13 protein-coding genes are annotated in these 12,555 nt (G+C 40.7%); 7 read left to right on the forward strand and 6 right to left on the reverse strand.

Features of this window, described 5'->3' with window-relative positions; all coding sequences use genetic code 11:
* Nucleotides 1–139: 139 nt before the first annotated feature.
* Complete coding sequence (locus tag H3U82_RS01400) at nt 140–322, forward strand: hypothetical protein (protein WP_025331158.1); 183 nt, start codon at nt 140–142, stop codon at nt 320–322.
* 142 nt (nt 323–464) lie between these two features.
* Here the strand turns inward: H3U82_RS01400 and purM are convergent, their stop codons facing one another.
* The 5 genes from purM to rpsP form a co-directional block, all read right to left on the reverse strand.
* The gene (purM, locus tag H3U82_RS01405; RefSeq protein ID WP_198208822.1) at nt 465–1,499 is read right to left on the reverse strand and encodes a phosphoribosylformylglycinamidine cyclo-ligase; all 1,035 of its coding nucleotides are present in this window, start codon (nt 1,497–1,499) and stop codon (nt 465–467) included.
* A gap of 387 nt (nt 1,500–1,886) precedes the next feature.
* Entirely contained in the window at nt 1,887–2,252 is a 366-nt protein-coding gene (gene rplS, locus H3U82_RS01410; RefSeq protein WP_025331156.1) for a 50S ribosomal protein L19, read from the reverse strand.
* Between the two features lie 13 nt (nt 2,253–2,265).
* On the reverse strand, nt 2,266–3,012 hold the full coding sequence (gene trmD, locus H3U82_RS01415; RefSeq protein ID WP_025331155.1) for a tRNA (guanosine(37)-N1)-methyltransferase TrmD: 747 nt from the start codon (nt 3,010–3,012) through the stop codon (nt 2,266–2,268).
* Nucleotides 3,012–3,524 carry a ribosome maturation factor RimM gene (gene rimM / locus H3U82_RS01420; RefSeq protein ID WP_078475139.1) on the reverse strand — a complete coding sequence of 171 codons (513 nt, stop codon included), beginning with the start codon at nt 3,522–3,524 and terminating at the stop codon, nt 3,012–3,014. Before rimM ends, trmD begins: the two co-directional genes overlap by 1 nt.
* 16 nt (nt 3,525–3,540) lie before the next feature.
* The gene (rpsP, locus tag H3U82_RS01425; protein WP_025331153.1) at nt 3,541–3,789 is read right to left on the reverse strand and encodes a 30S ribosomal protein S16; all 249 of its coding nucleotides are present in this window, start codon (nt 3,787–3,789) and stop codon (nt 3,541–3,543) included.
* A gap of 405 nt (nt 3,790–4,194) precedes the next feature.
* Here rpsP and H3U82_RS01430 point away from each other — a divergent pair, with 405 nt between their 5' ends.
* The 5 genes from H3U82_RS01430 (at nt 4,195) to groL (ending at nt 9,606) form a co-directional block, all read left to right on the forward strand.
* Nucleotides 4,195–5,154, forward strand: coding sequence for an acetyl-CoA carboxylase carboxyltransferase subunit alpha (locus H3U82_RS01430; RefSeq protein WP_025331152.1), 960 nt, complete (start codon nt 4,195–4,197; stop codon nt 5,152–5,154).
* Nucleotides 5,132–6,445: a tRNA lysidine(34) synthetase TilS gene (gene tilS / locus H3U82_RS01435; protein ID WP_198208829.1), complete on the forward strand. Its 1,314-nt coding sequence runs from the start codon at nt 5,132–5,134 to the stop codon at nt 6,443–6,445. The genes H3U82_RS01430 and tilS overlap by 23 nt, the downstream gene beginning before the upstream one ends.
* Nucleotides 6,446–6,525: 80 nt before the next feature.
* Entirely contained in the window at nt 6,526–7,122 is a 597-nt protein-coding gene (locus H3U82_RS01440) for a sigma-70 family RNA polymerase sigma factor (protein ID WP_025331150.1), read from the forward strand.
* 497 nt (nt 7,123–7,619) lie between these two features.
* Nucleotides 7,620–7,907 carry a co-chaperone GroES gene (groES, locus tag H3U82_RS01445; protein WP_025331149.1) on the forward strand — a complete coding sequence of 96 codons (288 nt, stop codon included), beginning with the start codon at nt 7,620–7,622 and terminating at the stop codon, nt 7,905–7,907.
* A gap of 61 nt (nt 7,908–7,968) precedes the next feature.
* Nucleotides 7,969–9,606, forward strand: coding sequence for a chaperonin GroEL (groL, locus tag H3U82_RS01450; RefSeq protein WP_198208831.1), 1,638 nt, complete (start codon nt 7,969–7,971; stop codon nt 9,604–9,606).
* Between the two features lie 625 nt (nt 9,607–10,231).
* Here groL and H3U82_RS01455 read toward each other — a convergent pair.
* A complete protein-coding gene (locus H3U82_RS01455; RefSeq protein WP_110414420.1) occupies nt 10,232–11,506 on the reverse strand; it encodes an MFS transporter in 1,275 nt (424 codons plus the stop codon).
* 140 nt (nt 11,507–11,646) lie between these two features.
* Here H3U82_RS01455 and H3U82_RS01460 point away from each other — a divergent pair, with 140 nt between their 5' ends.
* Nucleotides 11,647–12,528, forward strand: coding sequence for a LysR family transcriptional regulator (locus H3U82_RS01460; RefSeq protein ID WP_172397561.1), 882 nt, complete (start codon nt 11,647–11,649; stop codon nt 12,526–12,528).
* Nucleotides 12,529–12,555 lie beyond the last annotated feature (27 nt).

Below are 12,555 nucleotides of genomic sequence, written 5' to 3' on the forward strand. Positions count from 1 at the left end.
AATCTTCATAAATAGATTTTAATATTTAATATATACATGTTTGATTAAAATCAAATATTAATATATGCATAAATTGCATTTAATTTTAATATTTAATTATAATAAATTTACTTATTAAAGATAAATAACAGGAGAAGCAATGAAAAATTGGGTTTTAGCTTTTAGTGCTGCTATTTTTATGTTTAGTGTATTTAACCCAGCTAATGCCAGAGGTCGTGAACCATGTTCTGGTAAAAAAGGGGGTATTTCCCATTGTGCCGGTACAAAATTTGTATGTAATGATGGCAGTTACAGCGCTTCTAAGAAAATTTGCAGGCGTTAATATATCATTTATAATATTTATTATAACATAGTAAATAGGCAGCCAGACGTGGCTGCCTGTGTTTATAAGTTTATAGTATTACTAAAAAAAATATTCTTAACCTGAAAATTTATAAATTTAAATCAGTTATCAAAATTATCCTTTAATTTATCTGGGTTTGATGTTCGTCCCCTTGACGAGAACGAATACGACCAATCTGATAAACAGTTTCGCCTTGTTGCTGCAAAAATTTCTGTATCGCATCTGCATCTTCTGCATTCACCACCAAAACCATACCAATACCGCAATTAAAAGTGCGGTACATTTCCTGAATTTCTACATTTCCAGCTTGTTGCAGCCATTGAAAAAGTTTGGGTAACGGCCATGATTGAGAATCAATGGCAGCTACTGTGTTTTCAGGAAGAATGCGGGGTACATTTTCACTGATACCACCACCGGTAATATGAGCCATACCTTTGATGGTAAATTGTTTTAGTGCCGCCAGAATAGGTTTTACATAAAGCCGGGTAGGGGTAATGATTGCCTGGCGCAATGTCTTGCCCTGATTAAATTCAGCGTCAAGCTCCGGCTGGGCACGTTCGATAATTTTACGAACCAGTGAGTAGCCATTGGAGTGAATGCCGTTTGAAGCCAGACCTAATACAACATCACCTGCAACGATGCTGCGTCCGTTAATTACCTGTTCTTTTTCTACAACGCCAACTGCAAAGCCGGCCAGATCATATTCGCCATCGGGATACATGCCCGGCATTTCTGCAGTTTCACCACCAATCAGTGCACATCCGGACTGTTCGCAACCGGCTGCAATGCCTTTAATAACAGCGGCGGCACGTTCAACATCTAGTTTGCCACAGGCAAAATAATCCAGAAAGAATAATGGTTCTGCCCCTTGTACCAGAATATCATTGACACTCATGGCTACCAGATCAATGCCTACGGTGTCGTGCTGATCCCATTCAAAGGCCAGTTTCAGTTTGGTACCTACACCATCGGTACCAGAAACCAGTACCGGGTGGCGATATTTCTGGCTGATTTCAACCAGAGCACCAAATCCGCCCAAATCACCTAATACTTCAGGCCGCATGGTACGCTTAGCAAATGGTTTAATTCTTTCAACCAAAGAATCACCAGCATTAATATCAACACCGGCATCACGATAACTCAGGGACTGGCTCATTTGGTGTGTTTCCTTTGGGTAAGACAAAGCAAGTTAAATTAGGGTGGAGTAAACCAAAAACCGGATAATTTTAACATTTTTCACCTTTTGCCGCTGTGTAAATTATTAGAGTTTGTGAGCAGAGGAGAGGATAGGCGTGGCTGGCATTCACAGATTTGGATTATTTCTGCCAGAGAAATTAATTTTTAAAAATTCAATTATCTATTCAGTATTTTTTATATAACACTATTTCAATAAGTATATATTGATTATTTCATGCTATTTAAAAGCTCTGACATTTTCTGTTTTGCCGGTTTGACCGAAAGCATAAAGAAAAAGGCCGAATCTGATGATTCGGCCTGAGTATTAGCTCTGCCGCAGGCAGCTAATAATAATTGTAAATACTGCTTAGGCTTTACGAGCCGGCAGTTTTTCACGGATGCGGGCTGCTTTACCGGTTAAGCCACGCAGGTAGTACAGTTTGGCACGACGTACATCACCACGACGTTTAACTTCGATTTTTTCAACGGCTGGAGAATATAACTGGAATGTACGTTCTACACCTTCACCGCTGGAAATTTTACGAACGATGAAGTTACTGTTCAGACCACGGTTACGACGGGCGATTACAATGCCTTCATAGGCCTGTAAACGGGTACGGCTACCTTCAGTAACACGTACAGAAACAACCACGGTATCACCTGGTGCAAAAGCCGGAATTTCTTTATTCAGGCGAGCGATTTCTTCTTGCTCTAATTGTTGAATTAAGTTCATATTAAGCTTCCTATTATAATGGGATATCCCGTTCCTCTTGTCTGATCGTCTGCAAGAGTCTGGATTCCTCTGGGGTTAATTCACGATCGGCCAGTAAATCTGGTCGGCGTGTCAGTGTGCGCCTGAGCGCCTGAGTTAATCGCCACTGTGCGATTAAAGCATGATTACCGCTACGTAGAACGTCGGGAACTGTCTGCTGACGAAATTCTACCGGACGGGTGTAGTGTGGGCAATCAAGTAAACCATTGGCAAAAGAATCTTCTACTGCTGAGCGTGTATCGCCAAGTGTGCCGGGTAACAAACGGATTACTGCATCCATTAACATCATTGCCGGCAATTCACCGCCGGAAACCACAAAATCACCAATACTGATTTCGGTTACTTCGTTGCTGGTCAGGATGCGTTCATCAATACCTTCATAGCGGCCGCACAGTACAATCAAAGCTTTTTCTCTGGCCAGATTTGCTGTCTGTGCGTGATTCAGTGGCTTGCCCTGCGGACTCATATAAATCAGTCGTCCTTCGGGACAAGTCTGTCTGGCTGTATCAATGGCTGCCTGTAAGGGCGGAGCCATCATAATCATTCCCGGACCACCACCAAACGGCCGGTCATCAATATAACCCAACGGGTTATCAGCGAACTGGCGCGGATTAATGGTAGCAAATTCCCATATACCTTTTTGTAATGCACGACCGGTTACGCCACTGCCGGTAAGGGCGGTAAACATTTCCGGAAACAGGGTAATGGCCTGAATGTGCATCAGTAATCACTGCCCCAGTCAACAACAATTTGCTGTTGAGGCAAGTTAACTTCATCAATGTACTGTGAGACAAAAGGAATCAGTTTACGGCCAAAAGCACCATCTACTACCAGTACGTCATGCGCACCGGTTTGCATTAATGAACTGACAGTCCCCAGATTTTCCTGTGTACGGTTATGTACCTGCATTCCGATCAGGTCTGTCCAGTAATACTCATTGTCATCGGTTTCGGCAAAGCTGGCGCGGTCTATTTCGATGGTAAAGCCGCGCAGTAATGCTGCGCTGTCACGATCGGTTATGCCGTCAAATCTTACCTGTAATTCATCGCCGCTGATTTTACTTTCGGCTATGCTTACAGTTTTAATCTGGCCATCTTTACTCAGCTGCCATTGCGGATAGTCGAGCAGACTATCGGTATATTCAGTATCAGAATGGACTTTCACCCAGCCTTTTACTCCGAACACACCTTTTATATAGCCCATTGCTACCCATTGTGGCTGTGTACTATTCATTTGCTTTACTGCTAAATCAGGCCGCAGCCTTTTGTTCTTTAACCAGCTTGGCAACAGCTTCGCTTAATTGCGCGCCCTGACCAATCCAGTGGTTCAGACGGTCTGCGCTCAGACGTACGCGTTCCTGTTTCTCATTGGCAACAGGATTGTAAAAACCAACGCGTTCGATAAAGCGGCCGTCACGACGGTTGTGAGAGTCTGCTACGACAATGTTATAGAAAGGACGGTGTTTAGAACCACCGCGAGCCAAACGGATAACTACCATAGTGTATTCCTTAGTGAAAAAATCGAAGTAATTTTATTCTGCCAAGATAACAGAAAATCGCTAATTTTAGTGGGTAATTCCTAGTCTTGGCAAGCTGTTAATGCATATTTGTTGCGTATATAGTGTTTCGAATCTGCTTGTTACCGAATGTTTATTTAATTAGCATTGCTGCTGAGGCATGTGGTTTAAGTTGTTGCTATATCTGTTTAAATTGATAGAAAACGCTAAAATGTGATTCGGATGCGCAAGTGGCTGTAGAGATGTTTTTTTATAATTATATTTTATAAATCATATTGTTATTATTATAATTTATACTTGTGCTATCAGGTTTTTATTAATAAGGGCTGCATAGCTTCATTTCTTCGCGTATCATAGCTGATACATGTTTTTGCGGATATTTTAACAATGAAACAGATTTTTTTGGATTTTGAACAACCTATAGCTGAACTGGTACAGAAAATTGATGAATTGCGCTTTGTACAGGATGAATCAGCTGTGGATATATCCGAAGAAATCGCGCGCCTGAAAAAGAAAAGCGACGATTTAACCAAAAATCTTTTTGCCAAACTGACGCCGGTGCAAATTTCGCAGGTATCCCGTCACGCACAGCGTCCGTATACCTTAGATTATATTGATGCTCTGTGTACAGATTTTGAAGAATTGCACGGGGATCGTGCGTTTGCTGACGATGCCGCCATTGTTGGCGGTTTGGCACGCTTTAATGGTGAAAGCGTAATGGTTATTGGTCATCAGAAAGGCCGTGATACCAAGGAAAAAATTCGCCGTAATTTTGGGATGCCTAAGCCCGAAGGATACCGTAAAGCTCTGCGTCTGATGAAGCTGGCAGAAAAATTTCAAATTCCTTTGCTAACCTTTATTGATACACCGGGAGCTTATCCGGGCATCGGAGCGGAAGAAAGAGGACAGTCTGAAGCCATCGGCCGTAATTTATACGAGCTGGCACGGCTGCGTGTACCGGTTATCTGTACAGTGATTGGTGAAGGCGGTTCCGGCGGGGCTCTGGCAATCGCTGTAGGTGATTACATCAATATGCTGCAGTTTTCGACTTATTCAGTGATTTCACCTGAAGGCTGTGCATCTATTCTATGGAAAACGGCTGAAAAAGCTCCAGAAGCTGCTCAGGCTCTGGGGATTACTGCCAAACGCCTGCATGATTTGAAATTAATTGATACTGTGATTGAGGAACCTCTGGGAGGAGCACATCGTAATTATCCGGAAATTATGCAACGGGTAAAATCGGTGCTAACCCGTCAGCTGCAAGATGCTAAAGGCAAACAGTTGTCGACATTGCTAAGTCGGCGTTTTGATCGTCTGATGAGCTATGGTCAGTTCAGCGGTAAGTAAATTATGTGAGAGTATTGCACAACAATGGTCAGCCTCTATGGCTGACCGTTGTATTTTGGCAGTAGGTCTCAGCGGCGGGTTGGATTCAGTGGTATTGTTACACGCGCTGACTCAGTTGCGTGATAGTCTGCCGATACAGATATCTGCAATTCATGTGCATCATGGTTTAAGCAGATATGCGGATGAGTGGGCTGCATTTTGTGAGCAATTATGCGCATTGTGGTCAGTTCCGCTGCAACTTGTCAGGGTAGATGTGCGTGCGGCCGGAGAGGGATTGGAAGCCGCTGCGCGTAAAGCACGTTATCAGGTTTATGCTGATAGTGAAGCTGATGCGGTAGTACTGGCGCATCACAGAAATGACCAAATTGAAACCTTTTTTTTGGGGGCTCTGCGCGGTGGCGGTTTACGTTCGCTTTCAGCTATGCCGGCGATACGTTCATTAACTGAAAATACTGTTATCTGGCGTCCGCTATTGCATTTTTCCCGGCAACAGCTCAAGGCATATGCAGATGCCGCAGGACTTGGACATATTGAAGATGACAGTAATAGTAATTGTGCCTATTTACGCAACTGGCTGCGTCTGGACGGTTTGCCATACTGGCGCAAACATCTGCCACATCTGGATAGCCAGATAGAAGCGGCTGTAGAACGTTTACAGGATGAACTGTCCTTATTAAATGAAATAGCTGAAGCTGACTGGACTATGCTGCATGCGCAGCAAAAAGGATTTCAAATACCGTTATGGCGTAATTTAAGTGAATCACGCCGTCGGCAGCAATTGCGTTTATTTGCGCAAAAGCATTGTTTGGGAATGTCTACGTCTGCGGCTCTAACAGAATTTGCACGACAGTTGATGGAAAGCAAAAATGGAGCACAATGGGCTTTACCGCATGCGCGTGTGGTCTATTATGATTCCAGATTATGGATTGATAAGTATGATGTAAGCGGGCAGTGGCACTGGTATGGATTGTTACCGGTGTCCAGTCAGAAACTGGTTACTGCCCGTTATCTGCAATGGAACCGGCATCCTTTTGGTTTGGCGGAAACTGATGCTGCGTGGAGAGTGCGTCAGGCAGATAATGAAGATACTATTGTTCTGAGAGGAGGGAGAAAAAAAGTTAGAAAATTATTACAAGAAAGGAAGATCCCTCCTTTTATGCGTGCTGTCTGGCCGGTTTTATGTGACTCAGACAATCAGTGTATCGCTGTTATTAATGTTGCTGTTAGTATTGACAGAGGTATAACTGACGGATGGATGCCAATTATGGAGGACTTGCCTCTAAGGCTGTAAAACTTTAAGGCTGATACTAGATTTATCGCAGATTCAGCTGCTGATTGATGCAACAACAATAATGACTAGAGGATAACAAAATGCATGATGATTCTACCCGGCAGGTGGAAGAGCAGGTGTTGGTGCGAAGGGCTCAGCAGGGTGATGCTCAGATTTTTAGTTTGCTGGTCAGAAAGTATCAGCGTCGTTTAAAACACTTTCTGCGTCGTTTTACTCATGATGAGCAAACAACGCTGGATGTGGTACAGGAAACATTTCTTAAAGCTTATAAAGCTATGCCGCAATTTCGTGCCGGAAGTCAGTTTTATACGTGGCTTTGCTGTATCGGTATGAATACGGCTAAGTCTATGGCAGCTGTTTACGGACGTGAACCGCAAATGATTACTGAGATTATGGATGAGGACGGAGATGAAACTGATGTACTGGAACATTTGTCAGATTATCAGACTCCGGAGGATTTATTACTTAATCGTGAGCTGATTGATGCTGTTGATGAAGCAATTAATCAATTGCCGGCCAATCTGCGTCAGCCGATTATTTTATCAGAGATAAATGGTCTGACCTATGAAGAAATCGCTCAGGAATTAGGCTGTCCGGTAGGTACAGTGCGTTCACGTATTGCACGTGCCCGCGAAACGTTATCAGCCCAGATTGATACCAGATTTGAAAGAAAATAAGTCCCTCTGTAAATTGAAATTCTGATTTTCAGAATTTGGTAAAATAATTCTGGTAATTAAGTTAATCAGCATTATTTGGCATTTCACCACTTATATTTTAATCTGGTATATATACTTAATATTATGCAAAAAACAGTTTATCTGTAATTAGCAGATAAACTATCTTTTTTCTTGATGTGTTACCTGTATCCGGAATCTGTCCGGTGGGCTGAGGTAATTTATTTGCTCTGTCTCAAATTAATTTATCGGGTCGAACTGGGATGCAGGAGATCTGCTTGTAATTGCAGCTATCTGTCTGTAATGACTAAGATAATTTGTCAAATTTGCTAAGTATTTGTAAGAGTAAGGAAAAAAATTATTTTACTTACTCTTGAATTGCAGCAAGCCAGCCCTACTTTAAGTAACGAATAAATTTATATTTACGCCCCGCTGAAAATGCGGGTTTGTATTAACCGACTTTGCTGTGCCTCGGGCACTAAAGATGTGGAGAAGATAATATGACTATTCGTCCTTTGAATGACCGCGTTGTCGTAAAACGTCTGGAAGCTGAAGAAAAAACTGCTTCTGGTATTGTGTTACCCGGTTCTGCTGCTGAAAAACCTGATATGGGTGAAATAATTGCCGTAGGTAATGGCAAACTGCTGAAAAACGGTGACCGTCAGAAACTGGATGTTAAAGTTGGCGATAAAGTAATTTTCGGAAAATACAGCGGCCAGACTGTTAAAGTAGACGGTGAAGAGTTGCTGGTAATGCGCGAAGAAGATATTTTCGGTATCGTTGAATAAATTATTTATCCAGAAATTAAATTTTATTGCGTAATTAATTATTAAAGATTAGGAGTTGCAAATGGCAGCAAAAGACGTGAAATTCTCTGACGAAGCCCGTCAGAAAATGGTTGCTGGTGTCAATGTATTGGCTGAAGCAGTAAAAGTAACTTTAGGCCCTAAAGGTCGTAACGTGCTGCTGGATCGTGCCTTTGGCGGACCACACATCACTAAAGACGGTGTATCTGTTGCTAAAGAAGTAGAATTGAAAGACAAATTCGAAAATATGGGCGCACAGCTGGTTAAAGAAGTTGCTTCTAAAACCAATGACGTGGCTGGTGACGGTACCACTACGGCAACTGTTCTGGCTCAGGCTATTGTTACTGAAGGCATGAAATACGTTACTGCCGGTATGAATCCGATGGATTTAAAACGCGGTATCGATAAAGCTGTTGAAGCTGTTATTGCCGAACTGAAAAATATTTCTAAACCGGTTCCGGAAAAATCTAAAGAAATTTCTCAGGTTGCTTCTATTTCTGCCAATGCAGATGAATCTATCGGTGAAATCATTGCCAAAGCCATGAATGAAGTGGGTAAAGAAGGTGTGATCACTGTTGAAGACGGCAAATCACTGGAAAATGAAGTAGAAGTTGTTAAAGGTATGCAGTTTGACCGCGGCTACCTGTCTCCTTACTTTGTTACTGATGTAGAAAAACAGATTGCTGGTCTGGACAGCCCGTATATTTTGCTGTTTGATAAAAAAATCTCTAACATCCGCGATTTGCTGCCTGTTCTGGAACAAGTCGCAAAAACCAGCCGTCCGTTGCTGATTATTGCTGAAGATGTTGAAGGTGAAGCTCTGGCTACTCTGGTAGTAAACAACATTCGCGGTATCCTGAAAACTGTTGCTGTTAAAGCTCCGGGCTTTGGTGACCGTCGTAAAGCCATGTTGCAGGATATTGCTATCCTGACCGGTGGTACTGTTATTGCTGAAGAAGTTGGTCTGTCTCTGGAAAAAGCCACTCTGGAAGATTTGGGTCAGGCTAAACGTGTAGAAGTTGGTAAAGAAAATACTACTGTGATTGACGGGCTGGGTGACAAGGCTGCTGTTGAAGCACGTGTTGCTGAAATCCGCAAACAGATCGAAGTGGCTACCAGCGACTACGATAAAGAAAAATTGCAGGAACGCGTGGCTAAACTGGCCGGCGGTGTGGCAGTAATTAAAGTTGGTGCTGCTACTGAAGTTGAAATGAAAGAGAAAAAAGATCGCGTGGATGACGCCCTGCATGCTACCCGTGCTGCGGTAGAAGAAGGTGTGGTAGCCGGTGGTGGTGTTGCCCTGCTGCGTGCCCGTGCTGCGATTAAAGACCTGAAAGGTGCTAATGCCGATCAGGAAGCCGGGGTGAAAATCGTACTGAAAGCAGTTGAAGCACCATTACGCCAGATTGTTGCTAATGCCGGTGATGAACCAAGCGTTGTAGTAAACAATGTGCTGAATGGTTCTGGTAACTACGGCTATAACGCAGGTACCGGTGAGTATGGTGATATGCTGGAAATGGGTGTACTGGATCCGGCTAAAGTTACTCGCACTGCTTTGCAGCATGCTGCTTCTATCGCTGGTCTGATGCTGACTACTGATTGCATGATTACCGAATTACCGGAAGATAAACCTGCTGCTCCTGATATGGGTGGCATGGGTGGCATGGGCGGCATGATGTAATAGTCATGTCTGGCTAACTAGTCAACATATAGCTAATAGTGAGCATAACCGGTGTTATGCTCACTATTTTTATATTGAATGGTTTAACTATAATAATGGCCAGATGCTTCAGATTTTATCACCCACATATCAGACAAAGTAACCATTCTTTTGCTGTTAAATGTGTTGATGATGATATTGTGTAAAAGTACAGTATTAGCCACACCTCTTTTGTTAGTAATTACTTATTATTAATTTTTTCAATGTGTTAACTATGCTTTAGTTCAAAGCGGATTTATAAGCTTTATACCTTTTATTGTAGCTATTAGTTTTTTATGCCTGTGGAAAATATCTTTATTTTGATTTGATTTTTTCAATAAATCTTAGTCAATAAGAACGTTATATAGCTGAAATATTGATAAATGAAACTTTTATCAATATTTCAGCTCATATCATAAAATGATTAATTATCATGATGTGAAAAATGAAATTTCAAATCTAAAAAACTGTTTAGCTATTTTCAAAATAATCTTCATAAATCAATTCAAAATTAGATAAATTAAATTTATCGGTAAAATCACCAACCAAAAATTCAGTCTGTTTTATGCAGCGTAAAGCAAGTTGGTACATTCCTATGAATAAAAAATTATTTTTCAGATGATGAATTCTCAAATAAGAAATAGCTTATTGCGCAAATAACAGCCATGACTGCCCAAACGCCAACCCAGGAGAATTGATGTAATAGCCATGGAATTATGGCTGGAGTTGCAAACAGAATGAAAAATACTACTGTATTAGCCATGGCTAATACAGTTGCAACACTCTTTTGTCCGGCAACGGTAGCCAGTTCGGTATATCCGATTCCATGCCAGGAAGAAATTGATATACCAGATATAAGAATAATGAAACTAACAAAGTAGGCAAAATGATGTATATTGAATTTATATGAAAAATAAGTAAATACGGTAAGGGCTGCGAATAAGATGAATGACAGGGCTGTAACCGCTTTCAGAAAAAATTTTCTATTTCCCTTTTTATCTGTATAAAAGCCACTACCGATACGTGTTGGTATTGAACTGATTTGTATGAAAAATAGTAGGATACTGATATATCCAATACTTAATCCGGCAAAATCGTGCAAGAAAAGCATTGAAAATGTCATCAATGCAAACTGTGGCGCACATAGAATACCCACAGCTAATACGATGCGCCATACTTTCAATGATTTCATTGGCTGAGTTGATTTATTTTTTAGTGATTGTGTTATATCCGGTGTTTTGCGTTCACTCTTACTATCTGGATCAATAATCCATAGATAGCTGAATAATGCAGCCAGAATACAAATAAATGCCGATATAAATAGTGTGGTCGAGAATCCATAATGAATTGATATATAAGGATAGAATAATGCTCCTAATGCATAACCAAGTGGTACAGCTGCCTGCCTTACACTCATTGCTAAGCCGCGTTGCTGTGGTTTAAACCATTGTATGATCGCTTTGCCACTGGAACCATTTACACTGCTCCCAAAAAGACCGACTACTAGTAAACCGGCACATAAGATGATACTTATTGAAGTGTGTGATGATATTCTTGCAAAATAAGCAAGGATGAAAAGAGCTATGGCAGTCGTAGACAATCCTGCAATTAATATCGGCCGATCTCCGAAGCGATCGGTGGCAATTCCCCAGGGTAATTCACTTACAGCAATTCCAAAACCTACAATTCCCATTAAAAGCCCTAATACAGATGTTGGGATATGGTAATCATTACGTAGAATAATGGAAGCTGCAGGTACGCCGCCGATAACAAAGGTAAAGCATGTATTAGCGAATGCGCCAGTAAATAAAACTTTCCATTTATGGTTATCAGAAAAAAAAATTTTATTTTTATCCGGCAATTTGTTTGAATTTAAAGACATTGATTAACTCCTGTTTTTCCAGAAAATAATAGCTAGAATTTTTTATATCTGTAAAACAGGATTTTTTGATTTATTTATAACGGAAAATCCGATATATTAAAGAAATCTAATGACAATAACCGATGAAGACTGATTACACTATGGAAAAACTTGATTTAGAAATTCTTCACACATTTGTTGTCATTGTAGAAATGGGCAGCTACACAAAAGCTTCGAATATTTTATTTAAATCTCAATCGGCTATAAGTGAGCAAATCCAAAAGCTTGAGGTATTTTGCGATGCACAACTTTTGCATCGTGGGAGATACGGCGCGAAACCGACAGCTATTGGTGAAAAAATGTATAAGCATGCAAAAAAGATATTATCTTTAAATGATAATATCATAAATGATATTAGAAACCATGATTCGGTATATGAGCTGACACTTTCAATTACAGATTATTTTATGCCTGCCACGATAGCATCTGTATTAAGAGGGCTACGTGACCAATGTCAGAATATTCAATTTAATGTCTCAATTCAGAGCAGTTCAAAAATGCTTCTTGAACATACTCTGGAACAATATGATATTGCTTTATTTATTCATTTAAACGGGCAGAGATTACCCGATAATGATAATTTAATGGTTGTAGGGCATGAACCACTCTGCTGGGCTGGCTCGAAAGATCTTAGTATAACCGGATCTGATCCACTGCCAATTATAACTTTGCCAAAAGGCTGCTTATTACAAAAATTAGCTATAGATAAATTAGAAAATAATAAAATATCTTATAATTTATCTCATTATGCTTCCAGTGTTATTGGTATGCAGTCTGCTATTGAGGCTCAATTAGGCATAGGTTGCCTGAACAGATCGTCAATGTCTAAGAAATTTATCGATTACACCGATATCCTGAAACTTCCGGCATTACCAGATATTGATTATATTATGTATTATAAATCGGAGAAAAATCCTTTTATAAATACGATAAAAGGATTAGTTGAGCGGGTAACAAGCAATGATAATGCTTTCGAAAAATAAATTTTTAAAAAATACTATTATGCTTAT

This window comes from Snodgrassella sp. W8132 (genome assembly GCF_016100865.1).
GTDB lineage: Bacteria > Pseudomonadota > Gammaproteobacteria > Burkholderiales > Neisseriaceae > Snodgrassella > Snodgrassella alvi.